Below are 26,703 nucleotides of genomic sequence, written 5' to 3' on the forward strand. Positions count from 1 at the left end.
GATCAATCTCCGCGTTGAGTACGCTGGTCTGGGTGTGGATAAAACGGTATTTTTTTAAACCATAAGCGCAGTGCTTGCCAATAAATGCCCCAGATCACTTTCAAGGTCATCCAGGGATAGCTGAGTAACATGCGGTTCAGCGCGCTGGCCTGCCAAGGCTGGCGCTGCATTTTCAAGGTAGCGAAGAACATGGCCTGATCTTGCTGCCAGTTTTGCATATGCACACTGAGCGCCTCACCAGGTATCGAAAATTGCCATTGGTAGTCAATCTGCATAGGCATAAAAGGCGAGACATGAAAGTTTTTTTTAAACTGGAACAACAGGGGCGCGCCTTGCTGCACCGCATGCACATAGGCAAAGCGCTCCTTCCATGGCGTATTGGTAATATGGCTGACGATGGCTTGTAATTCACCTTCGCTGTTATGGCAATAATAAAAACTGACCGGGTTAAAGCAAACACCCCAGTAGCGACAATGTGTCAGCAGCCCGATGCGGCCCAGCGGCCGCTGCCCGGTCTCTTGCTCGACCAGGTCACGCACACAAACTTCCAGCGGTATTTCAGGCGAGCCCAGGTAGTCCTTGCGACTGAAATACGCCAGATTGGGTGTCAGGTAAGACCATAGACGGGTGTTCTTGAATAAGGTTGGCAGCTCTTCAAGATCGATATACAGCATAAACAGCTGGTAGCGAAAGCCATGTAATGTAGGTTGCAATCGCTGATGACTGACCCATCCGGTATAAATCGCACTATGTAAAGCAGGTGTACGGGCTTCGGTCATGTCGTCGCCGCTTTAAAGTGCTCAATCGCGCTTAATGCGCTGACGACGCCATCTTCATGAAAACCGTTGCGCCAATAGGCACCGGCGTAAGCTGTGCGTTGAGGTCCGCTGATCTCGGCATGCCTACTTTGTGCCCTGGCGCCTGCCAGCGTGTATAAGGGATGACGGTAATGCAACTTTTTGATCACTTTTGCCGGATCAATGGCCTCTGTGTAGTTCAGCGTGACCAGTAAAGGCTCGGCGGAGCGGATACCCTGCAAGATGTTCATGTTATAAGTCACTTGTACTTTACCAACCGGCGTCGCTGTCACATGATAGTTCCACGCGGCCCACGCCAGCTTGCGCTTTGGCATCAGCCTGGCATCCGTATGCAGGAAAACCGTGTTGTCCTGATAAGGGATGGCGCCGAGCACGTCACGCTCTTTATCAGTGGCTTCAGTGCCTAGTATCTGTAAGGCTTCATCACTATGACAGGCAAAAAACACATAATCAAATGACTGGGATTGCCCGTTTTTTGTGATCACGGTGACCCCTTGCGTATGACGTTTCACGGCACGGACAGGGGATGTAAGCTGAATACGATCCTGATAACCTGAAGACAAGGCTTCGAGATAGCGCGCTGAACCACCGACGATGGTTCGCCATTGCGGGCGCTGGTCTATGCTGAGCATGCCATGATGGTGGAAAAAACGCACAAAAAAGCGTGCCGGGAATTGCAGCATCTGCTCTGCATCAGTAGACCAGATGGCCGCCCCCATGGGAATAATGTAGTCGCGGATAAATTGCGTGGAGTAGCCATGCTGATCCAAATAGTCCCCCAGGCGTATTTCGTTGCCTGGGGCCAGCAAAGCCAGTGATTGTTTGTTAAAACGTAAAATGTCTTTGACCATACGATAGAAACGCGGAGACAACAGGTTACGTCGTTGGGCAAACAGGCTGTTGAGTGAAGTTCCGTTATATTCCAGGCCGCTGACTTCGTTACGCACACTGAAGCTCATTTCGCTGTCTCGCCAGGCGACCCCCGTTTCACGCAACAGGCGCTCAAACTCAGGATAGGTTTTATCGTTAAATACGATAAATCCGGTATCCACTACATGACTTTCACCAGCAATGTCGACCTGATGCGTATGGGTATGGCCGCCCAGGTAATCATTGGCTTCAAACAGCGTGACCTGGTGTTGTTTATGCAGTGAGTAGGCGAGGGTATTGCCAGCAATGCCGCCACCTATGATGGCGATCTTCATGCGCGATCCTCTTTGCTAGCATGCTGCGCCCGAATCTCTAGCGGAACCTGCTTGAGTTGCCAGATGATGCCGAGGGCAGCGAGTAACTTGAGCCCGTAGTAGGTCAGGTCAATTTCCCACCAGTAAAACCCCTGCTTGGCTGATCCCGGGAAGTGGTGGTGGTTATTGTGCCAGCCTTCACCCAAGGTCAAAATGGCGATGAGTAAATTATTGCGGCTGTGGTCACGTGTCGCATAACGACGGCTGCCCCAGACGTGCGCCAGTGAGTTGACACAGAAAGTGGCATGGTAAAGGGCAATGGTAGACACCACAAAGCCCCAGACAATTAACTGCCAGCCGCTGGTCTGCAAGACTGGAACATGCGCTTGCAATAACGCGCCAAGGCCGTAAATAATGGCAGCAAGTGCAATCGGAATCAGGCTATCAAAACGGTCCAGCCAGCAAAGTTCACGGTAGCGGCTAAGCTCACGCACCCGATCAAGCTGCGTTTTAAAGTTGGCGTGACTTAAAAACCATCCTAAGTGACTCCATAGCAAGCCATGCTGGTGCGGCGAATGCACATCTAGCGGCTGGTCGGCATGCATGTGATGGCAACGATGATGCGCAGCCCACCATAATGGCCCACGTTGAACTGCAGTAGCGCCGATCAATGCGAATATAAATTGCGCGATGCGTGAAGTCTGAAAAGTCTTGTGGGCAAAATAACGATGGTAAAAGCCGGTAATGGCAAACATGCGCACCACATACATCAGGATGGCAAATATCACCGCAAAAGGGCTCCAGCCGACCCAGAACAATGCCATCAAGGCAAGATGCAGGGCGACAAAAGGCAGCACGCGCCACCAGTCAATGCTCTCTGCACTGGCTGTTTTTGGCGGTTGGTAGCGGTGATTATCTAACCAGCCAACCAGCCGCCATAGCAAGCCTGAAAATCTATGTTGCATGTCACACCCTCTCGCAAAACTAATGCATCCGCTACTTTTTATTTTTGATGTGGAAAAACCTGTAATTTGCTGGTGTCATAGCCCATGGCTTTGATCTTGGCGACCAGCTCGCCATAGGTTTTTGGATCGATACGTGATTGACGTGACATCAGCCAGACATAATCGCGCTTGTTTCTGGCAATCACCGTGTGCTGGTAATCCTCACTCAAATAAGCAATCAGGTATTCAGATTTAAATGGCCAGACAAATTGCATACGCCACTCTGCATTACCGCTCCCGGGTAGCACATAGCCCGTTGGATGATAGCTTTTGAGCGGTCCGTCAAAGCCACCTTTGTTAAAGGTAAACGTTGTGGCAATTGAACCATCTGCATGCTGGCGATACTGCTCAATCGGATTGTAAGGGTCGCGTTCAATGAATGTTGGTATCGCTGCAATGACATACCAATCCCCCATAAAACGTGCTAGGTCCACATGTTGCACGGTCTTGATGGGTGGCAAGTTCTGGCATGCCGTCAATCCAAACACACTCATAATACAAATCACTTTAAATAAAATTTTTAACATATTGATTAAATAAGTTTATATATTATTTTATAACCCTCAGGCGTGATGGATTCCAGGGCCACCCAATCCTGTTGCTCGTCATACCACACCGTGATCTTCAGTTTTTCCTTGCCCTGATATTTGCCATTTAAACGGTATTGGTGCGCCACCATATATTGCCCTTTTACCTGTATGGTCTGCCGACCTTCATCGGTGAGCGTTACGTCCAGGTATTCTGCATTTTGCGGGTTAAGCAAACGGGTCTGCTTGAGTATCTCTGGATTCCAGTAAGCAAAAGTCATCACACAAGCAGGCAGCGACTGCCTGCCGGTTTTTTGTTCAATCACAAATTGATCATCTTGCTGCTGGCCTCTGACATCAGTAATCTCTTTGTTCTCTTCAGTATGTGCGGTCAATTGACTCAGGCATTGGCCCTGCCAGGTTTCGTCAGCCTGGTGCTGGTAGCGGTAGGCATTAATAAACAACACTTTGACTTTAAAGCGAGCCCGGCTTTGCAAGCGGTTCTGGTCAAGAGAGAAGGTATGCGTGCCAATCTTCTGCTTGTCGAGCCAAACATCAAAAGACCACTCTTTAGCCTCGGCAATTGGCATTGCCAGCATCCACGCCGTGAGCGGCACAATACCGAGCGTTTTATGCATCCGGGCTATCCTTTTTAGGCAAGCCGGGAATAAACGTATTGGTATTGCGGACATAGTCTGCATAGCCTGGGCGACGGCTGTATATGGTTTTCTCCATCAGGCTGACACCACTGACTTTCAGTAGCAAAAACGTCATGATGACTGGAGATAACCAGCTCCAAGGATGGCCACTGGCAACGCCAAGCAGGCCAAAACCCCACCAGATCAGGCATTCTCCAAAATAGTTGGGATGGCGACTATAACGCCAGAGCCCGGTTTGCAACACGGCCCCCTGGTTGTCTGGCTGGCGACGAAATTGCATCAGTTGCCAATCAGCGACGACTTCCCAGTAAAAGCCGAGCAAAAATAACAGGGCTCCCGCCAGATCAAACCGGTTTAATGCCGTCTGGCTAATCACTGCGGCATAAAGTGGATAAGAGATCACCCAGGCCAATAAGGCCTGAAAGGCAAAAATGATATAGAGGCTCTTAAACCAAAAGTGTGGTTCATTATTTTGGCGTATTGTCTGATAGCGATGGTCTTCTGCTCCCCAGTTGCGCCAGGTGAGAAAAATACTGAGACGAAGCGCCCATAGCGTCACCGCCACAAGGGCTAATACTGCGCGTGACGATAAATCAAGGGCAAACAGGGCGCTGGTATAGGCGGTGATGGCCATAAACAAGCTCCACATGCTGTCTACATGGCTGTAATGATGCGTGGCAAAACTCAGTAACCAGCCGCTGAGGGCGAACACCACAATGGCAATCAATGCATACTGGTAAATCATGTAGGCCCTGTCGATAATGTTTCATTAAATCTGCGACGTATCCAGAGCAGCAAAGGCATGGCTACCGCCCATTCGACCGTCACCCAAAGCAGGCTCCATGAAGAGGATGGCAAATCGATGACCTTTAATTGCTGTGCACCAAGGTAAGCCAAAGGACCAAACATCCCCCCCAATATGGCCGCCAGTATTGTTCTGCCTTGTAACCAACGCATACTGACATTGAGCGTCATGGAAAAGGCCAGCCATAACGCAATCATCCACAGCGGGATAAATGCTGGCCATGTGTGATGGTGCTCAAAGCTTAGCCAACCCAGGTTGTAAGCAATTTGGTCCAATATGCAGCCTAACAAGGTTGTGATCAGCAGGGGCAAGGCATGCCGCCAGCTTTCTATCCATTGCAAATGCACACAGCAGGCCGCAATCATTAACAGCAAGACCGCCCAACCTAAACCAGGCTTTGCAGATAATATGCAAGCCCACCACCATAGCTGGAAACTCACAAAATTAAATACAACCCACTTGTTAGAAGCCATGTTTTATCTTTGGCATTATCTTTTCGAGAACAAGTAATGACTGACCCACCAGGTTTGTCCCTGGTTGTAGCCAAACAATTCGGCACATGCCATAAAGAAAATGCGCCAGCGTTGACGCCAGATCTCGGCATCCGCATCACCATAAATTGACTGCAAAACGGGGGTCAGTGCATCATGGTGCTGATCCATGTTCGCCAGCCAGGCATTAGCTGTTTTTTCATAATGCGTGCCACTCCAACGCCATTTATTGATGATTTTGAGGTCATCCTGAAAGTAAAGCGGCAAGTCATCGCTTGGCATCATGCCGCCACTAAAAAAATACTGGCTCATCCAGTCATCTTCGGCTTTGACGTCAAAGGGATAAGCCGCGGTGCGATGTACAAAGATATGTTTAAAGAACAACCCATCAGGTTTGAGCCAACGTGCGACTTTGGCATAGAGCACCTGGTAATTACGCATGTGCTCGAACATTTCGACAGACACCACACGGTCAAAGGTCTGGTCAGTATCAAATACATTCATGTCAGCTGTGATGATATGAATATTGGATAATCCACGGGCTTGTGCTTGCTGCAATATATATTCACGTTGCGACGCCGAATTGGAGACTGCCGTAATCTGCGCGTTAGGATAATGGCTGGCCATCCATAACGTCAGAGAGCCCCAACCACAACCGAGCTCCAGTATTTTCAAAGGACCGCCCAGGCAAGCATGCGCACAGGTTTGCGCGAGTGACAGGTGTTCCGCTTCATCAAGGGTATGCGTATCCGGCAGCCAAAAGCAGCTACTGTATTTGCGGTTCATGCCTAAACAATACTGATAAAAAGCGGCTGGAATTTCATAATGCTGCGCATTTGCTTTTTCAGGGAGTGGGGCGATATCCGCTAACTGCATCTGCTCAATAAACGCAATCAGGCTGGCTTGCGTATGCGCACAATCGCCGTCAGCAATTTCTTGCAGCCTGGTTTTACAAAGCATTCTGATGCCTTTGCGAATCAATGCATCAGGCAACGATCCTTTTTCAGCAAGCGTGAGTGCAATCGATGTTTTTGCGGATTTAATTGTCATGATTATTATTAGTGTGCAAATTAATTTCTATAGTATAGGTCTATTCTTTGCCATATTTAGTTTCATCCTTTAAATATTTTTTTAACGTTTTGCTCTTGGCAACAGGCTCGCGTTTAGATGTATACTAACCTGTATAGTTCAGGACATCTTATATGAAAACTGCGCCACAAAAACGTATTTTCCGTTATGCCACGATTGGCTTTTCATGCCTGTTATTGGCATGCACACACCACACAAAACCTGTTGCCCAGAGCAAAGATCATGTTGACTGGCCTAGTTATGGCTTGAATATGTCATCGCAGCGTTTTTCAGCGTTGTCGCAGATCAATCAGCACAATGTTGCCCAGTTACAAGCGGCATGGTCTGTAGAAACAGGGGTGAAAGCGACATTTCAAGCCACGCCTATCGTCGTGAATGGCATCATGTATGTCAGCCTGCCGTTTAATCATGTATTAGCCCTGGATGCTGCCAGCGGCAAGCAATTATGGAAATACACGCACGCGCGCAAAGCAGACTGGCAAATGTGCTGCGGACCGGCCAATCGCGGCGTGGCAGTGGCAGAAGGCAAGGTGTTTATCGGCACGGTAGATGCCAGGCTGATCGCGCTTGATGCCCAGAGCGGGCAAAAATTGTGGGATATTGATGTGGCAGCCAATCAGGTGAATACCGAACACCAGGATGCCTTAAGCGGCACCGACCCCAATAAAACACGTAAAGTCACCGGCGGCACCGGCGTTGGCATCGCCATGGCACCAGTGGTTTATCAGCATAAAGTCATCATTGGCATTACCGGCGTCGGTTACGGCCTGCATATCGACAACCCGCGCAGTGATGCGCCCTTGGGCGCGGTGATAGGCGTCACCGGGCGCTATGGCCGTCCAGGTTTTCTGGCGGCGTTTGATGTCAATGACGGTCATCAGGTATGGCAATTCGACACGATTCCCAAGCAAGGCTGGGAAGGACAGTTTGCAACAAAAACGGCTGATGGCAGTCAATTCGATCGTGATATTGCGGCAGAACAAGCCGCCCTGAAAGACTATCCGGACGCTGCGCGCTTTGGTGGCGGCTCAGCGTGGAGCACGCCAGCCATTGATACCGCCAGCCATACCCTGTATTTTGGCACGGGTAACCCTTCACCACAAATGAATGATGTTTCCCGGCCTGGCGACAATCTTTACACCGTTTCCCTGGTCGCACTGGATACAGAAACCGGCAAATACAAATGGCACTACCAGCAAGTGCCACATGACTTATGGGGATATGATTTGGCGAGCCCGCCGGTATTGTTTAACTACAACCACCAGGGAAAAATCATCGCCGCCGTAGGCCAGGCCAGTAAAACAGGCTGGTTCTATATCCATGACCGCACCAATGGGCAGTTCCTGGCTAAATCGGTGCCATTTGTGCCACAACATAATCTATTTAAAAAGCCGAGCCCTGAAGGCACCATTGTCTACCCGGGCATACTGGGTGGTGCGAACTGGTCACCCGTCAGCGTTGATGAGCATCAACAAAAGGTGTATGTCGCGGCCATACACAGCCCGATCAAATACAGCGTGCATGAAACCGAAGTCAACGCGGGTGAAAAGCCTATCCGCTACGCCGCCAGCGAGCCAACAGAGGATGCGCGCTGGGGTTTATTAAGTGCCATTGACCTTAAATCCGGGCAGATTGCCTGGCAGCACAAAACCAGCCAGCCATTGGTAGGCGGCGTGCTAGCCACAGCGGGCGGTTTATTATTTTGCGGGGAGGGCGATGGAAAGTTTGCGGCCTATGATAGTCAAACTGGCCAATCACTATGGCAATTTTCATCTGAATATGGCGTCAATGCACCACCAATCACCTATCAAATCAATGGCGAACAATATATTGCGGTAGTGAGTGGCGGTAACTCTCTGTTTGGGTTTAAACAAGGCGACCGTATTTTGACATTTAAATTACCGTCAAAGCATTAATCCTTTTTTAAAATTCCAATCAATTAGATTGATTGCTATGCATTTGCTTAATGGCTAAAAATGGCATTTTTTTCTTGAAAAACAGGTTGTTAGGTTTACAGAATATCGCGTAAACAGTTAGAATAGCTGCGATTTTGAAATTGCAGTTTTATGATTATAAAAATAAGCCGTGGAGTAGCCCGTTAGTACTATTGTGTATCTAATGGTTGTCACAAATAATGAGTATAGTTTTTTAGTTAGCATTAATCCTTGGAGAAGTCGTAATGTTTCAAACCCTGAAAAAAATGGCAGTCGCTGGCGTATTCGGCATTGCATCTATGTCTGCAGCACAAGCGCAAGACTTTGGCGCTTACACAACCAGCCAAAGTCTGGATTTTATTCGCCTGATCGCTGATGCAGATTTCACCAAAAATACTGGCGCCTTGAATACCAGAGGCCCATACTTTGAAGATATTTATGAAATCAACCTGACTCAAGTGTCTGATTTTTCATACAGCATCACAGAAATCACCACAGGCAACAATGCACAGTATGACGTGACATTTATGAACTATGGTTTTTACGATGCGAACGGCGAAGCTGTGACCACATTGACTAGCCTGGCAGCTGGTACTTATTTCCTGACTGCTACCGGCAAACTGTCTGGTTCTTTGGGCGGTGACTTCAATGTCAGCTTCAACATCAACCCGCTGACACCAGTACCAGAAGCTGATTCATATGCTTTGATGCTGGCTGGCTTAGGTTTGATGGGTTTGGTANNNTCGTAAAGCTAAATAAGTTTCCACTTATTTGGTAAGCAAAAAAGGGCGCTAAGCGCCCTTTTTTTATTCAATTTCAGCGCACGCCTATAAACAGCGTCCTCTTTACCATCCTCACACAATTTAATTGATACAAATAAAATACTTACGTGTTTTCTTAATTTAGTATTTAATAGCTCTTGCAGCGCAAGTACCGAAACTGATTGATCCTTGATGTTAAAAACAAGAAGGGAGTCATAATGCTTAGTCGCAAGGTTTCATCAGTATGAGTTCGCAAAAAAAAGAAGTGTGGGCGCTGGAATCCGTCATTATTTATGGATTCATCAGTTTCTTCGCATTACTCGTTTTGCTTGGCATTACCAGCATGGTTTACCTGCAGCGCTTTGCTGAAAATAACCGCTGGGTCAGCCACACCAACGAAGTCATCTCCAAGCTGGATAAAGGCCTGGTGCTCTTCAATCAACTGGAAGTTTCACAGCGAGGCTTTCTGCTCACGGCTGATGATAGTTCTATTACACGCCGCGATGCTGCGTTAGCCGACTTGCAAAAAGATGTCACAGAACTTGCCGTTCTGACCAAAGATAACTACTTCCAGCAGCAGCAAATCACCCAATTAAGGCAATTGATTGATAAGCGGATTATTTACTTTAATCACATTATCGAGACTGCGCGCACCACTTCGGCCGATAAATTAAAAGAGATTCTACGCAAAGACTATATCCGCCGCGAAGATATGCTTGAAATTCGTGGGGTCTTTAGTGCGATGTCACTTGAAGAACAGAACCTGCTTACCGACCGCACACTATCTGAACAGAGCCACGCCAAAGACCTGCTGACGCTGTTTGCGGTGATGTCTATCGCCATTTTGATTTTTTTCCCACTGCTGATCTGGCGTATTCAGCGCGATCTCCATATTCGCAAACAAGCCTCTGCAGAACAAAGGCGACTCACGGATATCCTTGATGCTTCACCGGACCTCATCGCCAATGCAAACCTGCAGGGGGATTACTTTTACCTGAACAGAGGCGGGCGCAAGCTGTTGGGCATTGGTGAGAATGAAGACATCGCATTTCAGGGCATTGCACATATGCGGCCAGAGTGGGCGGCAGATTTAATCCAGCACAAGGCGATTCCTGCTGCATTGAGTACTGGTGTCTGGAGCGGGGAATCGGCATACATTACCCGTACTGGCATAGAAATTCCGGTCTCTCAGGTGATTGTGGTGCATAAGGATGCCGATGGCGTGCCGACACATTTATCCATGGTTGCACGCAATGTCAGTGACTTTAAACAGATTGAAGTCGACCTGACCCATGCAGCGACTTATGACCAAACGCATAGTAAGGTCTTAAGGTTATTTAATGCCAATTATGACCGCTCGAAGATTTTGTCAGGCATGCTGGATATCCTGGCCAACAATCATGCGCTGCCGGTCTCGGCCATTTATGGCTATGACGAATGGAGTGGATGCTATCGCCTTGAAAGCACACATGCGGCCCCGGTAGACATTCTCAATGAGTTTAAATTGGGCCATGGCGTGATCGGCGAGGCTATCCAAAAGAACCAGACACTGATACTGAGCGATATTGATGTACTGCCATCGCTGACCATTGAAACGGGGCTGGCGTCTATCAAGCCGACCGGTATCATCATCTGCCCGGTCACTTATCAGGAGAAGCGCCTGGCCGTGCTGGTGCTTGCCGCCAGCCAGGCTATTACCGAGCGTGACCAAACCTTTATTGAGCGCCTGTCCGCACAGCTTGGTGTCGCGCTGCATAATATTCAGCAATATGGCGATCTCAAGTTATTGGCCGAGCAATTGCACCTGCGCAGCGAAGAAATCGGCTCGAAAAATGAGCAGCTACTCGAAGCAGACCGCATGAAATCTGAATTCCTCGCCACGATGTCGCATGAGCTACGCACACCACTCAATGCGATTATCGGTTTCTCAGAGATATTGCGGGATGGCTTCGTTGGGCCGTTGGCCGATAAGCAAAAAGAATATGTCAGTGATATTTTTGAAAGCGGGCAACATCTACTGTCATTGATTAATGATGTGCTGGATCTGTCAAAAATTGAAGCAGGCCGCATGGAGCTTGAGCCGGAGATCACCGACGTTCAAGTGCTGTTGCAAAACAGCCTCTCTATTATTAAGGAAAAAGCCGCGACGCAACATATCAAACTGCAAGCGGATTTATCGGAAGACTTAGGTAATGCGTGGCTGGATGCACGCAAAGTGAAACAGATTATTTATAACCTGTTGTCGAATGCCGTAAAATTTACGCCCGAAGGCGGGCAGATTACCTTGCAAGCCAGGCTGCTTGAACGCGCAGCCGTCCTTGAGCAAATCAAAGATATTCCGCAGCACCAGATATCGTCCATAGGTAACGCGCAACAATTCATCCAGATATCTATTACAGATACCGGGATAGGCATTGAGGCGCAGGATCTTGAGCGGCTGTTCCAACCCTTTGTTCAACTGGAAAGCACGCTTTCCAGGCGTTTTGAAGGCACAGGACTGGGGTTAGCACTCGTGCGCAAACTGGCAGAACTGCATGGTGGAGCAGTCGCAGTCAGCAGTACGCCAGGGGAGGGTAGTACGTTCACTGTCTGGCTGCATTATAAGGTCAACCTGCTGGCCCCTGCAAACCCCATTAACCAGGCAAAAGAAACCGCCAGTCAGTTATTAAATAAAGAGTCGCCGCATGTGCTGGTCCTGGAGGATGATGACCGTGCCGCCGACTTGATCAGGTTGCAACTGGAGTCTGACCATTGCCGCGTGACGCGCGCGGCCACGGCCGAAATTGCCCTGGCCATTTTGGCAGATGCTGCACCGCCCGATTTAATTACGCTGGATATTTTGCTGCCGGGCATGGATGGCTGGGAATTTTTGGCTAAACTCAAGGCCAATCAGAAACTGGCCCATATTCCGGTGGTTATCCTGTCTATTGTCGCTGACAGTAATCGAGGCTTATCACTCGGTGCCGCACAGATATTGCAAAAACCGGTGTCTGCCGATGATTTGCAAACTGCGCTTGGCAAACTGGGGTTTACATCCCCGGCCAATGATCAAGCAAGCGTGAAGGTACTGGTTGTCGACGATGACCCTAAAGCTGTAGAAATCATTTCCTCTTACCTTGAGCATGCAAGATACTCGGTGATGCGGGCTTATGGCGGCCATGAGGCCACTCAAATAGCCAAGCAACAGAAGCCTGACCTGATTATCCTCGATTTGATGATGCCTGAAGCCAATGGTTTTGAGGTAGTCGAAGAGCTGAAACAGGACAAACGCACGGCAAAAATTCCGATCATTATTGTCACCTCAAAATTTCTGGCGCCTGAAGAACACCACATTCTCAAGGGCCATGTATTAGCCGTTCTCGAAAAGTCTGAATTTAATCACGGTAACTTTTTAAGTGAAGTGCATCGCGCATTGGCTGGCCAAGCCAAGCAGCCATAATATAAAGAACATAGGGGCGAGCATGGCAAGAATACTCATTGTTGAAGACAATCCTAACAATATGAAGCTGGCGCAACTGTTGCTTGAAAGCGCAGGGCACGAGGTATTGCAGGCCGTTAACGCCCTGGATGGCCTTGGTATTGCACGCAGCTTGTTACCCGAAGTGATCCTCATGGATATTCAGCTCCCAGGCATGGATGGCCTGACTGCGACACGACTGCTTAAAGAAGACAGCCAAACCAGTCATATCAAGATCATCGCACTCACCGCCTTTGCCATGAAGGGGGATGAAGACAAAATGCGCCAGGCAGGGTGCGACAGCTATATCGCCAAACCTATCCGCTATAAAGAATTTCTGCAAACAGTGGATGCCTTACTTTAAAACAGACTTCACCAGAAAATAAGCTCGCAGGGGACCCGGCACATGGATATGAAAGTCACGCGCAAGACCATTCTGATTGTCGATGATGAAGAAAATAATCGCGCCTATCTGGAAGCTTTGCTCACCGCTGAAGGCTACGCCACACTACAAGCCCACGATGGCAAAATGGCGCTGGAAATGACCTTAAGCCATCAACCAGACCTGATTCTGCTGGATGCCATGATGCCGGTATTGAACGGCTTCGAGCTGGCTGAGCAATTGAAAAATAATGAAGCGACGAAAATCATCCCGATTATTATGCTCACGGCGCTGATAGACCGCACCTCGAGAATGCGTGCCTTGCAATGCGGTGTTGAAGAGTTTGTTACCAAACCTGTAGACCGGGCCGAGCTTTGGATCAGGGTGCGTAACTTGCTGCGCCTGAAAGAATATAATGACTTTCTGACCGACTATAGCCATACACTGGAGATACAGGTAGAAGAGCGAACCGCGCAATTGCTCACCAGTTATTTTGACTCCATGTTCAGCATTATGCGTGCCGCCGAATTCAGGGACAAAGAAACCGGCGACCATATTCACCGCATTGCCTTTTACTGTAAGGAACTAGCCGCGGATTTAGGCATGGACTCAAATTTTATTGACACCATTTATCATGCCAGCCCATTACATGATGTCGGAAAAATTGGGATTCCAGACCATATCTTGCTCAAACCCGGCCCGCACACTGATGAAGAATGGGAAGTCATGAAAACACATACCGTATTAGGTAACAGTATTCTGGGACACGGCAAAAGCACCTCGCCATTTACCATCATGGGTGCAGAAATCGCCTTGAACCATCACGAGCGCTGGGATGGCAGTGGTTACCCCAATGGCTTAAAAGGCGAGGAAATCCCATTATCGGCACGCATCATGATGATGAGTGATGTATATGATGCGCTACGCAGCAAGCGCCCCTATAAAGCCGCATTTACACATGAACTCACTTTGCAAATCATCATGCAAGGTGACGGCCGAACACAGCCAGCGCATTTTGATCCCGTCATACTAAACGCATTCAAAAAACTTGCCAATCGTTTCAGAGAGATCTTCGACGAGCACGCAGATGATGCAGATTAAGCATTCACCAGATTTCAACAACGTGATTTTCTATTCAAGCAACAGGGTAAACAGCTGAACCAATAATTTAACATAATATACATTANNTTATTAATACAACTGTATCAATGCCATTGCCGTAAATACACACTCAAATGATTTAACAATAGTCGCATCAGTTTAATTAACATAGGCAAAACAAGTGTTAATATCCAGATGTGGTTTGCAAGGTTTTACGGGAGTTGCTATGCAAGACAGAAAACGCTTAAAGAAATTACATACACAATACAGCTTAATTTGGTGCCTCAAGATTGGTGAATATCTGGGAACGCTGTCCATCGCTGAGCTCAGGCAGCTACTGGATGTCAAATCAGATGTGATCGATCGATGGCTATCGGGAAAACAAACTGCGCCTGATATCAAATTGAACATCATTAAGAGGCGGGCATTTGCACCCTATCGTATCGGCCACCGTCAAAGAGTATTAAAAAGCTATGCCGATGAAACCACGCTGGATGCAGAATTAGTTGAAACCAAGTATTTATGGAAAATGATGCTGTTTGATGAGATGAACACGCTCACCAAGCGACGTTATTGCAAGCGTTTAAAAAAGGAACTGTTGCTAGGATAATTAAAATACCATTTTATCGACTGGGAACAGGCGTAAAAAAGCCAGTCACATTGGACTGGCTTTTTTATATCACCCTACTTATATCACTTAAAAGATATTTTTAAAACAATATCTTAAAAGCACTTCTTCAACTACTTTGTTTGGTGGAGCTGGGGGGAATCGAACCCCCGTCCGCAAGCCCTCCACAGACAGTTCTACATACTTAGCTGTGTTGTTTAATTTAACCGTACACTCACCAACGAGCAAGCAACTGTAAAGCGAGTCACCTTGGATTTAATGATGTATTAAGTAACCCAATACACCACGATCTTCTCTAAATGACGCTGCTGCCGGTTACCCAGCCCGACCGAGAAGCTCTTCGGTGCAGCGTTCAGCCGGGATTAAGCGGCTAAAGCGTAAGTTTCGTCGTTTGCGACTATACTTGTTCAGATGGATTTACGAGGGAACCTGAATCCTCGGTATGCCCTGCACTGCTTTGCAACCCACGTCGAAACCGGGTCAGCCCCAATGCAATCTTGGGATTATACGCTTGAAAAGCTGGTGAACCAAACTTCGAGCGCATTTATATGACATGGTACAATTCGCTTATGTTCAAAAAAATTGTGATTTTCGGGGTAGGTTTGATCGGGGGCTCAGTGGCACTTGCACTGAAAAAACAGCCCCACTCACCACAAATCACCGGCGTCGGTCGTTCTGGCCAGAGTTTACAAGAGGCGCTGCAACTTGGCTTGATTGACACGGTAGAAACCGATATCGGCAAGGCGTTACAAGGTGCCGACCTGGTATTGCTTGCAACGCCAGTTGCACAAACACCGCTTATTTTGCGTGCCATTTATCCACATTTAAGTGATACCACTGTCATTACAGATGCCGGCAGTACAAAATCCGACGTCATGGCTTATGCGAAGGCTGAGTTAGGCGATAAAGTCGGCCAGTTTGTCGGCGGCCACCCCATTGCCGGCGCTGAAAAAAGTGGCCCATCAGCTGCAATGGCAGATTTATATATCGGCAAAAACGTCATTCTGACAGCCAATTCAGACACAGATGCTAACGCGCTCGCCAAAGTGACCACGCTGTGGCAACAATGTGGCGCCATCGTTTCGAGCATGACTGCGCAGGAACACGATAGTGTGTTTGCCGCAGTCAGCCATTTGCCGCATTTATTGGCGTTCGCCTTGGTAGAGGATCTGGCCAAACGCGATAACGCCGAATTACTGTTTAAATTTGCTGCCAGTGGTTTCCGTGACTTTACACGCATTGCGGGCAGTCATCCTGAAATGTGGCGCGATATTGCACTGGCCAACAAAGACGCATTATTACGTGAACTGAATGCTTACAAGCAAGCGCTGAGCGAGATGACCAGCTTGCTGGAGCAAGGTAACGGCAATGCGCTACAAGCCCTGTTTGATCATGCCAGCCGTGCGCGCAACGACTGGGCCAAGTCTAAAACTCAATAATTAGTCTACATTATGGAACAACTGCATTTACCCGCTGCACACCAGGCACAAGGCGCGATTACGCTGCCAGGCTCCAAAAGCATCTCTAACCGCACCTTATTGCTGGCAGCACTTGCTGATGGCGTGACTGTCATTCGCGATTTATTGGCCTCAGACGACACGGCCAGGATGCTGGAAGCCTTAACGGCTTTAGGCGCTAAACTGGAAAACATTGGCGAAAATGCCTGGCAAGCCACCGGTTGTGGCGGCAATTTCCCCAACAAACAGGCCGATTTATTTTTAGGCAATGCGGGCACGGCGTTCAGGCCACTCACGGCTGCGCTGGCTTTTTCTGGCGGCGACTATCACTTGCACGGCATTGCGCGCATGCACGAACGCCCAATTGGCGATCTGGTCGATGCATTAAGGCAAGCCGGTGCCCAAGTGGCCTACCAGGCAAACGATGGCTACCCTCCCCTGCAGATTTCCCCTGCCAAGCTGGATGTCAGCCAGGCGATCAAAATCCGCGGCGATGTATCCAGCCAGTTTCTAACCGCGTTACTGATGGCACTGCCATTAACTGGTCAAGCGGCCAGTATTGAGGTCGTCGGCGAACTCATCTCAAAACCTTATATTGAAATCACGCTTAACCTGATGCAGCGTTTTGGTGTCACCGTGCAGCGGGATGGCTGGGAGCGTTTTCACATTCCGGCAGCGGCGCGTTATCAATCGCCGGGCGAGATTTATGTTGAAGGCGATGCTTCAAGCGCCTCTTACTTTATTGCAGCAGGTATTTTGGCTGGCGATGTCACTGTTCACGGCGTTGGCGAGCAGAGTATCCAGGGCGACATCCGCTTTGCAGAAGCCGCTAACCTGATGGGCGGCCGTATCAGCTACGGCGAAAACCATGTGCGCGCCGAAAAAACACCCTCATTAAAAGCGATTGACCTCGATTGTAACCATATCCCGGATGCTGCCATGACATTGGGTGTAATGGCGATGTTTGCCCAAGGCACAACCACGTTACGCAATATCGCCAGCTGGCGCGTCAAGGAAACAGACCGTATTGCTGCCATGGCCACAGAATTACGCAAAGTAGGCGCCACTGTCGTGGAAGGCGCTGATTACATTCAAGTTACGCCACCGGCACAACTGACGCCGAATGCAGTGATCGATACCTACGATGATCACCGCATGGCCATGTGTTTTTCACTGATCAGCCTGGCTGGCGTGCCAATTACCATTAATGATCCAAAGTGCGTGGGCAAAACGTTTCCAGAGTACTTTAAAGTATTTACCAGTATTGCGCGTTAAATTGCTCAAGCCGCATACGCCCACTCATGCTCATCCGGCTCTGCCGGTGTAACAGCATGGCCATGCTGGTGACGCTGCCAGGCACGCTCGTGAAAATAAAACACGACGGTATTACAGGCAGGCTCAACCAGTGCCATCAGCCCGCCCACCAGCATGCTGCCAGTCAACAGATAGGCAACGGTAAAGGCGACGCTAAAATGCAGCATGGCGAATGAGGCGGTTTTAATCATGGTAGGCTCCTTGAATACGATGGTTACATGTTACAAAAGCGCAAAATCAAAATCCAATTCATTGTTTAAAAGCATTTGATAAGTAAAATTTATGACGAATATCTCTCTTCCGCCAGTCATCGCTATTGATGGTCCCTCCGCTTCTGGTAAAGGCAGCGTCGCCGAGCGCGTGGCCAAACATTTTGGCTTCCGCTATCTGGATTCCGGCGCTATTTACCGGCTGCTGGCCTATGCGGCCTATCAACAAAACGTCGCCTGGTCTGATGCCAGCAAGCTGGCGGCGATTGCTGGCAAACTGGATATCAGGTTCGAGAACGGTGAAGCCTATTTGAATGGCGAACAAGTCAGCGCCCATATCCGCACCGAGCAAATGGGTAAAGGCGCGTCTGAAGTGGCCGTGCATCCAGACGTACGCACCGCACTGCTGCAAACACAGCGTAACTTCAGGCAAGCGCCGGGGCTGGTAGGCGATGGCCGCGACATTGGCTCGGTGATTTTCCCGGATGCCGGGTTGAAAATTTTCCTGACCGCGGCCGTCGAAACGCGCGCCAAACGCCGTTATGAGCAATTACTGCAACGCGGTGAAACTGCCGACTACACACTTATTCTGGAAGATTTGCAACAGCGCGACTTACGCGATAGCCAGCGCGCCGCCGCCCCGTTGAAACAATTGCCAGATGCCATTTTGCTTGATACAACAGACAAGAATATCGAGCAAGCCGTGAACATCATTATCGAAGCCTTTAAAAAAGCCAGCCAAACAGCATAAAAAACCGCATAAGTCATTGAACTCAATAATTTTTTTGTGTATAGTTTTGGATTCGGATTGCTCAAGTCATGCTTGGGCAATATTTTTTAACCTTTTCCATTGTTTGCGCACCTGCGTGACAGTGGCTCGCTGAAGGATGTCTGTCGTTCATGCGAGTAAAAATTGGACAATTTTTTAATGGCTTCTATTTCTAATACATCCTCTTCCATGGAATCTTTTGCAGCCCTCTTCGAAGAAAGCCTGGCTCGCCAGGAAATGCGCGCAGGTGAAGTGATCACCGCCGAAGTAGTTTCTGTAGACAATGATTTCGTTATCGTTAACGCTGGCCTGAAATCCGAGAGCGTGATCAACGCTAGCGAATTTAAAAATGCTCAAGGCGAGCTGGAAGTTGCCGTTGGCGACTTCGTTAAAGTAGCGATCGAAAAGCTGGAAGATGGTTTTGGTTCTACACAACTGTCTCGCGAAAAAGCGAAGAAAATGCAAGCATGGCTGGATCTGGAAGAAGCCATGAACGAAGGCCGCGTGGTCAAAGGTTTTGTCAGCAGCCGTGTTAAAGGCGGTCTGCGTGTTTCTGTCAGCGGCATCATGGCATTCTTGCCAGGTTCACTGGTAGACATTCGTCCAGTAAAAGATACTACTCCTTACGAAAACAAAGAGTGGGACTTCAAAGTCATCAAACTGGACCGTAAGCGTAACAACATTGTGGTTTCCCGCCGCGCAGTGATGGAAGACACCCTGGGTGCCGACCGTGAAGCACTGTTGGGCAGCCTGACTGAAGGCGCAGTGATCAAAGGTATCGTTAAAAACATCACCGACTACGGCGCGTTCGTGGATCTGGGTGGTATCGATGGCCTGTTGCACATCACTGACTTGGCATGGCGCCGTGTGAAGCACCCATCTGAAGTGCTGACAGTTGGTGAAGAAGTTGAAGCCAAGATCCTGAAGTTCGACCAAGAGAAAAACCGTGTTTCTCTGGGCATCAAACAATTGGGCGACGACCCATGGGTGGCATTGAGCCGCCGTTACCCAGTAGGTACACGCCTGTTCGGTAAAGTATCTAACCTGACTGACTACGGCGCGTTTGTTGAAGTGGAACCAGGCATTGAAGGTTTGGTACACGTGTCTGAGATGGACTGGACTAACAAGAACATCCACCCGGGCAAAATCGCTCAATTGGGCGACGAAGTTGAAGTCATGATCCTGGAAATCGACGAAGACCGTCGTCGTTTGTCACTGGGTATGAAGCAGTGCAAACCAAACCCATGGGATGATTTCGCTGCAACGCACGCTAAAGGCGACAAAGTATCAGGCCAAATTAAGTCTATTACTGACTTTGGTGTATTTATCGGTCTGCCAGGCGGCATCGATGGCTTGGTTCACTTGTCTGACCTGTCCTGGACACAATCCGGTGAAGAAGCGATCCGCAACTTCAAAAAAGGTGACGAGCTGCAAGCAGTTATCCTGGGCATTGACGTTGAGAAAGAGCGTATCTCTCTGGGCGTGAAACAATTGACCGAAGATCCTAGCGGCAACAGCGCTCCGATTGGTGACGACAAATCTGGCAAACCAAAAGCCAAGAAAGCAAAAGCTGACGATGTAATGATCGACGAAGCTTCTGCTGGCACAACCAACTTGGGTGCTTTGTTGAAAGCCAAGCTGGACAGCAAAAAGTAAGAAGGTTTTAGATCATGACAAGATCTGAACTGATAGACTTGCTTGCCCAGCGCTTTCCGCAATTAGTGCTTAAAGATGCCGAGTTATCCGTCAAAACCATCCTCGATGCGATGACGGAAAACCTGGCGACGGGTGAGCGTATCGAAATACGCGGTTTTGGCAGCTTTAGCCTCAACTACCGCCCGCCTCGTCTGGGACGTAACCCGAAAACTGGTACAAAAGTACAAGTTCCGGCCAAGTACGTGCCGCACTTTAAAGCGGGTAAAGAGCTGCGTGACCGCGTAGACGCTATCGAATCTTAATTTTTTGATTAAGTAGTAAGCAAAAAACGGTATCTTCGGATACCGTTTTTTTTACCTGTGATCAACGCTATTCATAGCGCATCGACCACTGCTTGGGTAAAATAAAGCCTGACCTGAAAAGAGACTTCCTATGCTGGTTGAATTTGAATATTGGTGGCTATTGATTCTGCCGCTGTTTTTTACGCTGGGCTGGATTGCCGCCCGTGTCGATATCAAGCAATTGATTGCTGAATCCACCTCACTGCCAGCCACCTATTTTAAAGGCCTGAACCTGCTGATTGCAGACCAGTACCATAAAGCCGTTGATGCATTTAGTGAAGCGCTCTATCTCAACAAAGACTCTCTGGAGCTGCACTTTGTGCTCGGTAGCCTGTTCCGCCGCACCGGGGAAACAGACCGCGCCATCCACCTGCACATGAACTTGCTCGAGAACTATGAACTCACCGAACAACAATCGACCTCGATCAAGGTCGAGTTAGCACAGGATTACTTTAAAGCTGGTTTGTATGACCGCGCTGAAGAGATTTTCAAAACCTTGCGTCATACACGCTATGAACAAGCTGCCTTGCGCCATTTGCTTGAAATCTATGTCAAAGAGCGCGAGTGGTCACAAGCCATTGCCATTGCTATAGAGTTGGAACGCTCTTCTGGCATTTCTTACCGCAAAGAGGTCGCACAATATTACTGTGAACTGGCCGCCAATGCCATGATTCGCCAGGATTGGGCGCATGCCAAAACACAGCTGGAACAAGCGCTGGACGCTAATAAAAACTGTGTACGCGCCAATGTGTTGCTAGGTGACATCGCCGCGCAGCAAGGCCATCATACAGACGCCATCGCGCTCTGGAAGCGCATTGAAATGCAGGCACCGGAGCACTTGGGCCTTGTGGCGCAAAAAATGCTCAAAAGCTACTCACTGCTTTATGGCGAAAGTGACGCTGAATCCAACAAGATAAGCAAAGGTCTCAGCGAAGGCCTGAACCAATTACATCAATACCTGGAAACCTATCAAATCAGCAGCATGATGTCCGTACTCTATGAAGCGACACTGCAAGCAGAGGGCGCTGACAAAGCCGCCAAACTGGCACGTAATGAGCTAATTCGCAAACCCAGCCTGAAGTCGCTGGATCAGTTGCTGCAAGCGCGTGCCATGCTGGAGGACGAACAGCACGACTTGCAACTGATGCAACAGACCGTGCGCAATGCCATTGGTGACCGCGCCGCATACTATTGCGACCAGTGCGGTTTCCGCGCCAAGCAATATCACTGGCAATGCCCGGCCTGTAACGCCTGGGAATCACTGCCACCAGAGCCGACTGAGGCGACCATCAGAGATATCAAACTGCTCAAACGCAAGTAGCTTTCACTAACCGGAACACATTCACCACCTATGACTGATAGCAAAATTATTGTCGCCCTGGACTACGCAGATGCTGCGTCTGCCACCGCCCTCGTCGACCGCCTGGACCCAACACTCTGCAAACTCAAAGTCGGCAAAGAGTTATTTACGGCCGCCGGTCCGGCGTTTGTGGAGTCACTGGTCAAACGCGAATACGATGTTTTTCTGGATTTAAAATTCCACGACATTCCCAATACTGTCGCCAAAGCCTGTCAGGCAGCGGCCAACCTTGGCGTCTGGATGTTAAATGTCCATGCCAGTGGCGGCTTACCCATGATGCAAGCGGCACGTGAAGGCCTGGACAAAGCCTTTGGCAGCAATGCCCCACTGTTAATTGCCGTCACTGTATTAACCAGCATGGATGAAGCCACCTTGCATAGCCTGGGCATACAACGTTCTTTAAATGAACATGTGCTAGCACTGGCCACCATGACACAACAAGCGGGTTTGAATGGCGTGGTCTGCTCGGCACAAGAGGCGCAGATGCTTAAAGAAGCTTTAGGTGCTGCTTTCTGCCTGGTAACGCCTGGCATTCGCCCACTTGACGCGAACCAGGACGATCAAACCAGAATCGTCACACCAGAACAAGCATTAACACTAGGCGCACACTACCTGGTGATTGGTCGCCCCATTACACAAGCGCCTGACCCGCTTGTTGCACTAAACACGATAATTAAAAATATTTAATATAAATTAACAATATTAAGCCGCACGTGCATTTGTATCTATAGCGAGTCAGTACAATAAAAAACAGGCCATTGAGCCTGTTTTTTATTTTTGACCCTACGGAGGATATATGAAGCAAACCATACTGGCTTATTTAATGTATTTCATTCTGTTACCAGCCGCTTATGCCGTTGTCGATATCAATACCGCCAGCCAGGCCGAATTAGAAAGCCTGAATGGCATCGGCCCGGCAAAAGCACAAGCCATCATTGAATATCGCAAAAAGAGCGGCGGCTTTAAATCTGTAGATGAATTGGATCAGGTTCCAGGCATTGGCCAGGCAACATTAGCTAACCTGAAAAAAGATGTCAGCATTAGCGGCAAAAAGACACTCCCCACGGAAACGCTTAAAAGCGATAAAAAGAAATAGCGCTGCGAGATAATAGCTCTGAAAACAAAAAAGCACCCCGAGGGGTGCTTTTTATATTTGGCGGAGAGAGAGGGATTCGAACCCTCGATAGAGTTGCCCCTATGCCACCTTTCCAGGGTGGTGACTTAAACCGCTCATCCATCTCTCCGAAAGAAGGCGCGATTATAGCCCATAAAACTCGTCGCCGCCAAATAATTTAATCGATTATTTTCATGTGAATACCCACACAAACTGGCCATGAAACAGTGTGTGATAACCGCACTCTTCTATCTTATAAATCATAAAAAAGTTATCTGAAAAGGCTTGCTTTTGTCACTATGAAGGTTTAATGTTTAGCACACAAACAGACGTCTAAGCCTTGTAAAATAAGGTGTTAACGGATGTTTATCGCGATATCTAGTTGCGATTTGATGTAAGCGGTTTGGAGAGCAGTTCTGCTACGACACTAATACAAAAAGTACAGGAGTAACTATGAGTTTGGACCTTTTAAAAGCGATGGGTGTAAAAGTCCCATACAAAGCCAAGTATGACAACTTTATCGGTGGCAAATGGGTAGCACCGGTTAAAGGTGAGTATTTTGATGCGATTTCACCAATTACCGGCAAGCCATATACCCAAGCTGCACGTTCCAGTGCTGAAGATGTGGAACTGGCGTTGGACGCTGCACACGCGGCGGCGGACAAATGGGGTAAAACCTCAGTGGTTGAACGTTCTAACTTATTGTTGAAGATTGCTGACCGCATTGAGCAGAACCTTGAGCTGATTGCGACTGCAGAAACCGTAGATAACGGCAAACCTATCCGCGAAACACTGAATGCCGATATTCCATTGGCCGCAGACCACTTCCGCTACTTTGCCGGTGCTTTGCGCGCACAAGAAGGCAGCATCAGTGAGCTAGATGAAAATACCGTGGCTTACCACTTCCACGAGCCACTGGGCGTTGTCGGCCAAATTATTCCTTGGAACTTCCCTATCCTGATGGCCGCCTGGAAACTGGCACCGGCCGTTGCAGCGGGTAACGTGGTGGTCATGAAGCCAGCAGAGTTCACCCCTATCAGCCTGCTGATTTTGATGGAAGTGATTGCAGATTTGCTGCCACCTGGGGTGATCAACGTCGTCAACGGTTTTGGCCGCGAAGTGGGCGCACCATTGTCTACCAGCAAGCGTATCGCCAAAATTGCCTTTACTGGCTCTACCGCCACTGGCCGCTACATTGCACAAGCCGCGGCGAGCAACCTGATCCCGGCCACCCTGGAGTTGGGCGGTAAATCGCCTAACGTATTCTTTGAAGACATCATGGCAGCTGACGATGACTTCCTGGATAAAGCCGTTGAAGGCCTAGTGTTGTTTGCCTTTAACCAGGGCGAAGTCTGTACTTGCCCTTCCCGTGCATTGATTCAAGAATCCATTTACGACAAGTTTATGGAACGTGTATTGCCACGCGTGGCCGCCATCAAGCAAGGCAATCCGCTGGATCCAAATACCATGATCGGCGCACAAGCTTCCCAGGATCAAGTGAACAAGATCTTGTCTTACATGGACATCGGTCGCCAGGAAGGCGCGCAACTGCTGTGTGGCGGTGAGCGTAATGTGTTGGGCGGCGATTTGGCAGAAGGCTACTATGTCAAGCCAACACTGTTCAAAGGCCACAACAAAATGCGTATCTTCCAGGAAGAAATTTTCGGGCCGGTATTGGCAGTGACGACATTTAAAGACGAAGCAGAAGCCTTAAGCATTGCGAACGACACCATCTTTGGCCTGGGCTCAGGAGTATGGACGCGTGATGGCAGCCGTGCTTACCGTATGGGCCGTGGTATTAAAGCTGGCCGTGTATGGACCAACTGTTACCATGCGTATCCAGCGCATGCGGCATTTGGTGGCTACAAAGAGTCTGGCATCGGCCGTGAAACGCACAAAATGATGCTGGATCATTATCAGCAAACCAAAAACATGCTGGTCAGCTACAGCCCGAAAAAATTAGGATTCTTCTAATTGCCGGGTAAATGCCTGACGAATATAACGGCTTAGAAAAAGGAGCGAATTTTTCGCTCCTTTTTTTATCTATAATCACATCATGCAAATATTAACGGGGGAAGAATAATGACAGAGCGTGTTTCTGCAACACCGTCCGCAGTGGCGCTGATTGAGCAACTCACCGCACAACATGGCCCTATCGTGTTTTTTCAGTCTGGTGGCTGCTGTGAAGGTAGCGGGCCTATGTGCCTGCCAGCCGCAGAGTTCCGGCCTAGTCCGGCAGACGTCAAGCTGGGTGAGTTACCAGGCGGCGCTATTTTTTACATGAGCGATAGCCATTTCAGCTTTATGCACAGCACGCATACCATTCTGGATGCCATGCCGGGTTCCAGTGGTTCATTTTCGCTTGATTGTGGTAGCGGTATGGCTTTTATTACGCGTGGCCGCTTGTATTCCGATGACGAATTAGCCGCACTTCAGCCAGAACAGCGCATTGGATTTCAATAAATAAAAAAGGCATCGTGAGATGCCTTTTTTGTAGACCATCGCTGTAGCACTTAAAAGCCAAGGCTGTCCAACAGGTCATCCACCTGCTCCTGGTTAGCCACGACGTCCACGGTATTATGCGGGTCGATTTGTGGGCCATTCAGCAAGGAATCATCATCTTTTTTGACTGGCGGTGCAAAGTCCACCAGCACTTGCACCAATTGCCTTTCCAGGTCTTGTGCCAGGCTAGTGACTTTTTTAATCACCTGGCCGGTCAGATCCTGGAAGTCCTGCGCCATCATAATATCCATCAACAACGATTTAGTCGTGGTGGTATGCTCGTTGGCCAGTGATAAATAAGCCAATGTTTCTTGCACCACGGCATCATATTCTGATTTCAGCGATGCGCGTTGCATTACCTCTTCCCAGCGCTGTTTTAACGCAGTCGCACGGTCCGCCAATTCAGACTGCAGCGGTGTCGCCTGGTCTGTGGCATTTAACACACGCTCTGCGGCCTGCTCTGTCATTTTTGCGACATAACTCAAGCGGTCACGCGCATCAGGAATCTCCTGAGCCACCTGCTCCAGCACCTTGTCGTAGCCCAATCCGCTCAAATTGTCATGCAATGAGCGTGTCATGTGGCCAATACGGCTGATCATTTCTTCTTGTTGATTTCCGTTCAGCTCTTGCATCATGGTGGAAGCAATGTCCACGACAAGATTGTCCTGATTCGGATTGACAGCTTCGGTCATGGTTACACCTCGCCTTTTTCCAATTTTTCAAAGATTTTGGATAATTTCTCTTCCAGGGTAGCGGCCGTAAATGGTTTCACCACATAACCATTGGCTTTCGCTTGTGCCGCCGCAATAATGTTTTCTTTCTTCGCTTCGGCCGTGACCATCAATACCGGCAGCTTGGATAATTTGTTGTCTGCACGAATATTCTGCAACATGGTTAAACCATCCATGTTCGGCATATTCCAGTCAGACACTACAAACTCAAAATCACCATTACGCAATTTGTTCAATGCATCCGCGCCATCTTCGGCCTCTTCCACATTGTTATAACCCAACTCCTTGAGCAGGTTACGTACGATTCTACGCATGGTGGAAAAGTCGTCCACTACCAGAAATTTTGTATTAGGGTTGCCCATTTGTTACTCCACTATCATTAGTTACCTATCCCGTAGCATTGATTATCT

The 26,703-nt window shown here is 48.8% G+C and carries 27 protein-coding genes, 1 tRNA gene and 1 other RNA gene; 16 read left to right on the forward strand and 13 right to left on the reverse strand.

From position 1 onward, the window contains the following. Positions 1–2: 2 nt before the first annotated feature. The 8 genes from B3355_RS13065 to B3355_RS13100 are packed head-to-tail and all read right to left on the reverse strand — an operon-like array spanning position 3 to position 6,538. On the reverse strand, positions 3–779 hold the full coding sequence (locus B3355_RS13065) for a DUF1365 domain-containing protein (protein WP_292784731.1): 777 nt from the start codon (positions 777–779) through the stop codon (positions 3–5). Continuing rightward, positions 776–2,023: an NAD(P)/FAD-dependent oxidoreductase gene (locus B3355_RS13070; protein ID WP_292784734.1), complete on the reverse strand. Its 1,248-nt coding sequence runs from the start codon at positions 2,021–2,023 to the stop codon at positions 776–778. The genes B3355_RS13065 and B3355_RS13070 overlap by 4 nt, the downstream gene beginning before the upstream one ends. Further along, a complete protein-coding gene (locus B3355_RS13075; protein ID WP_292784737.1) occupies positions 2,020–2,967 on the reverse strand; it encodes an acyl-CoA desaturase in 948 nt (315 codons plus the stop codon). Before B3355_RS13075 ends, B3355_RS13070 begins: the two co-directional genes overlap by 4 nt. A 38-nt stretch (positions 2,968–3,005) precedes the next feature. After that, entirely contained in the window at positions 3,006–3,500 is a 495-nt protein-coding gene (locus B3355_RS13080; RefSeq protein ID WP_292784740.1) for a lipocalin family protein, read from the reverse strand. Positions 3,501–3,538: 38 nt separating this feature from the next. Next, complete coding sequence (locus B3355_RS13085) at positions 3,539–4,171, reverse strand: DUF6134 family protein (RefSeq protein WP_292784743.1); 633 nt, start codon at positions 4,169–4,171, stop codon at positions 3,539–3,541. Continuing rightward, entirely contained in the window at positions 4,164–4,937 is a 774-nt protein-coding gene (locus B3355_RS13090) for a DUF1295 domain-containing protein (protein WP_292784746.1), read from the reverse strand. Before B3355_RS13090 ends, B3355_RS13085 begins: the two co-directional genes overlap by 8 nt. Continuing rightward, positions 4,934–5,470, reverse strand: a complete 537-nt coding sequence (locus B3355_RS13095) for a DUF2878 domain-containing protein (protein ID WP_292784749.1) — start codon at positions 5,468–5,470, stop codon at positions 4,934–4,936. Before B3355_RS13095 ends, B3355_RS13090 begins: the two co-directional genes overlap by 4 nt. 15 nt (positions 5,471–5,485) lie before the next feature. Next, positions 5,486–6,538 carry an SAM-dependent methyltransferase gene (locus B3355_RS13100; protein ID WP_024931242.1) on the reverse strand — a complete coding sequence of 351 codons (1,053 nt, stop codon included), beginning with the start codon at positions 6,536–6,538 and terminating at the stop codon, positions 5,486–5,488. A 152-nt stretch (positions 6,539–6,690) separates the two neighbouring features. Here B3355_RS13100 and B3355_RS13105 point away from each other — a divergent pair, with 152 nt between their 5' ends. The 6 genes from B3355_RS13105 (at position 6,691) to B3355_RS13130 (ending at position 14,822) form a co-directional block, all read left to right on the forward strand. After that, positions 6,691–8,493, forward strand: coding sequence for a pyrroloquinoline quinone-dependent dehydrogenase (locus B3355_RS13105; RefSeq protein ID WP_292784754.1), 1,803 nt, complete (start codon positions 6,691–6,693; stop codon positions 8,491–8,493). Positions 8,494–8,810: 317 nt separating this feature from the next. After that, a complete protein-coding gene (locus B3355_RS13110) occupies positions 8,811–9,260 on the forward strand; it encodes an FxDxF family PEP-CTERM protein (RefSeq protein ID WP_422655877.1) in 450 nt (149 codons plus the stop codon). Positions 9,261–9,516: 256 nt separating this feature from the next. Continuing rightward, positions 9,517–12,711, forward strand: coding sequence for a response regulator (locus B3355_RS13115; RefSeq protein WP_292784759.1), 3,195 nt, complete (start codon positions 9,517–9,519; stop codon positions 12,709–12,711). A gap of 22 nt (positions 12,712–12,733) precedes the next feature. Continuing rightward, positions 12,734–13,093 carry a response regulator gene (locus tag B3355_RS13120; protein WP_292784762.1) on the forward strand — a complete coding sequence of 120 codons (360 nt, stop codon included), beginning with the start codon at positions 12,734–12,736 and terminating at the stop codon, positions 13,091–13,093. Positions 13,094–13,135: 42 nt separating this feature from the next. Beyond that, on the forward strand, positions 13,136–14,212 hold the full coding sequence (locus B3355_RS13125) for a response regulator (RefSeq protein WP_292784765.1): 1,077 nt from the start codon (positions 13,136–13,138) through the stop codon (positions 14,210–14,212). A 226-nt stretch (positions 14,213–14,438) separates the two neighbouring features. Further along, positions 14,439–14,822, forward strand: a complete 384-nt coding sequence (locus B3355_RS13130) for a hypothetical protein (protein WP_019882357.1) — start codon at positions 14,439–14,441, stop codon at positions 14,820–14,822. A gap of 141 nt (positions 14,823–14,963) precedes the next feature. Here the strand turns inward: B3355_RS13130 and ssrA are convergent. Continuing rightward, positions 14,964–15,328, reverse strand: a transfer-messenger RNA (tmRNA) gene (ssrA, locus tag B3355_RS13135). An 81-nt stretch (positions 15,329–15,409) separates the two neighbouring features. Here ssrA and B3355_RS13140 point away from each other — a divergent pair. Both B3355_RS13140 and aroA read left to right on the forward strand, forming a co-directional pair. Then, on the forward strand, positions 15,410–16,279 hold the full coding sequence (locus B3355_RS13140) for a prephenate dehydrogenase (protein ID WP_292784769.1): 870 nt from the start codon (positions 15,410–15,412) through the stop codon (positions 16,277–16,279). 12 nt (positions 16,280–16,291) lie between these two features. Continuing rightward, positions 16,292–17,572 (forward strand): 3-phosphoshikimate 1-carboxyvinyltransferase, encoded by a 1,281-nt coding sequence (aroA, locus tag B3355_RS13145; RefSeq protein WP_292784772.1) that lies wholly within the window; start codon positions 16,292–16,294, stop codon positions 17,570–17,572. Positions 17,573–17,577: 5 nt separating this feature from the next. Here the strand turns inward: aroA and B3355_RS13150 are convergent, their stop codons facing one another. After that, positions 17,578–17,802, reverse strand: coding sequence for a DUF2061 domain-containing protein (locus B3355_RS13150; protein WP_047517999.1), 225 nt, complete (start codon positions 17,800–17,802; stop codon positions 17,578–17,580). A 91-nt stretch (positions 17,803–17,893) separates the two neighbouring features. Between B3355_RS13150 and cmk the strand changes: the two genes are divergently transcribed. The 6 genes from cmk (at position 17,894) to B3355_RS13180 (ending at position 23,042) form a co-directional block, all read left to right on the forward strand. Beyond that, a complete protein-coding gene (gene cmk / locus B3355_RS13155; protein WP_292784775.1) occupies positions 17,894–18,571 on the forward strand; it encodes a (d)CMP kinase in 678 nt (225 codons plus the stop codon). A gap of 207 nt (positions 18,572–18,778) precedes the next feature. Then, on the forward strand, positions 18,779–20,245 hold the full coding sequence (rpsA, locus tag B3355_RS13160) for a 30S ribosomal protein S1 (RefSeq protein WP_019882325.1): 1,467 nt from the start codon (positions 18,779–18,781) through the stop codon (positions 20,243–20,245). 14 nt (positions 20,246–20,259) lie between these two features. After that, entirely contained in the window at positions 20,260–20,547 is a 288-nt protein-coding gene (locus B3355_RS13165; protein ID WP_018985241.1) for an integration host factor subunit beta, read from the forward strand. A 130-nt stretch (positions 20,548–20,677) separates the two neighbouring features. Next, entirely contained in the window at positions 20,678–21,907 is a 1,230-nt protein-coding gene (gene lapB, locus B3355_RS13170; RefSeq protein ID WP_019882323.1) for a lipopolysaccharide assembly protein LapB, read from the forward strand. A gap of 30 nt (positions 21,908–21,937) precedes the next feature. Next, a complete protein-coding gene (gene pyrF, locus B3355_RS13175; protein WP_047518003.1) occupies positions 21,938–22,633 on the forward strand; it encodes an orotidine-5'-phosphate decarboxylase in 696 nt (231 codons plus the stop codon). Positions 22,634–22,742: 109 nt separating this feature from the next. Continuing rightward, complete coding sequence (locus B3355_RS13180; protein WP_019882320.1) at positions 22,743–23,042, forward strand: ComEA family DNA-binding protein; 300 nt, start codon at positions 22,743–22,745, stop codon at positions 23,040–23,042. Positions 23,043–23,100: 58 nt separating this feature from the next. Here B3355_RS13180 and B3355_RS13185 read toward each other — a convergent pair. Then, positions 23,101–23,190 (reverse strand) — tRNA-Ser (locus B3355_RS13185). 323 nt (positions 23,191–23,513) lie between these two features. Between B3355_RS13185 and B3355_RS13190 the strand changes: the two genes are divergently transcribed. Both B3355_RS13190 and B3355_RS13195 read left to right on the forward strand, forming a co-directional pair. Then, complete coding sequence (locus B3355_RS13190) at positions 23,514–25,034, forward strand: aldehyde dehydrogenase family protein (protein WP_019882319.1); 1,521 nt, start codon at positions 23,514–23,516, stop codon at positions 25,032–25,034. Between the two features lie 108 nt (positions 25,035–25,142). Then, complete coding sequence (locus tag B3355_RS13195; protein WP_019882318.1) at positions 25,143–25,523, forward strand: DUF779 domain-containing protein; 381 nt, start codon at positions 25,143–25,145, stop codon at positions 25,521–25,523. A gap of 50 nt (positions 25,524–25,573) precedes the next feature. On the opposite strand, the gene cheZ is transcribed toward B3355_RS13195, so the two are convergent. Beyond that, positions 25,574–26,254, reverse strand: coding sequence for a protein phosphatase CheZ (cheZ, locus tag B3355_RS13200; RefSeq protein WP_024931256.1), 681 nt, complete (start codon positions 26,252–26,254; stop codon positions 25,574–25,576). A 2-nt stretch (positions 26,255–26,256) separates the two neighbouring features. Beyond that, positions 26,257–26,655 carry a chemotaxis response regulator CheY gene (gene cheY, locus B3355_RS13205; RefSeq protein WP_019882316.1) on the reverse strand — a complete coding sequence of 133 codons (399 nt, stop codon included), beginning with the start codon at positions 26,653–26,655 and terminating at the stop codon, positions 26,257–26,259. Between the last annotated feature and the right edge of the window lie 48 nt (positions 26,656–26,703).

Source organism: Methylophilus sp. UBA6697 (assembly GCF_002454655.1).
Classification (GTDB): domain Bacteria; phylum Pseudomonadota; class Gammaproteobacteria; order Burkholderiales; family Methylophilaceae; genus Methylophilus.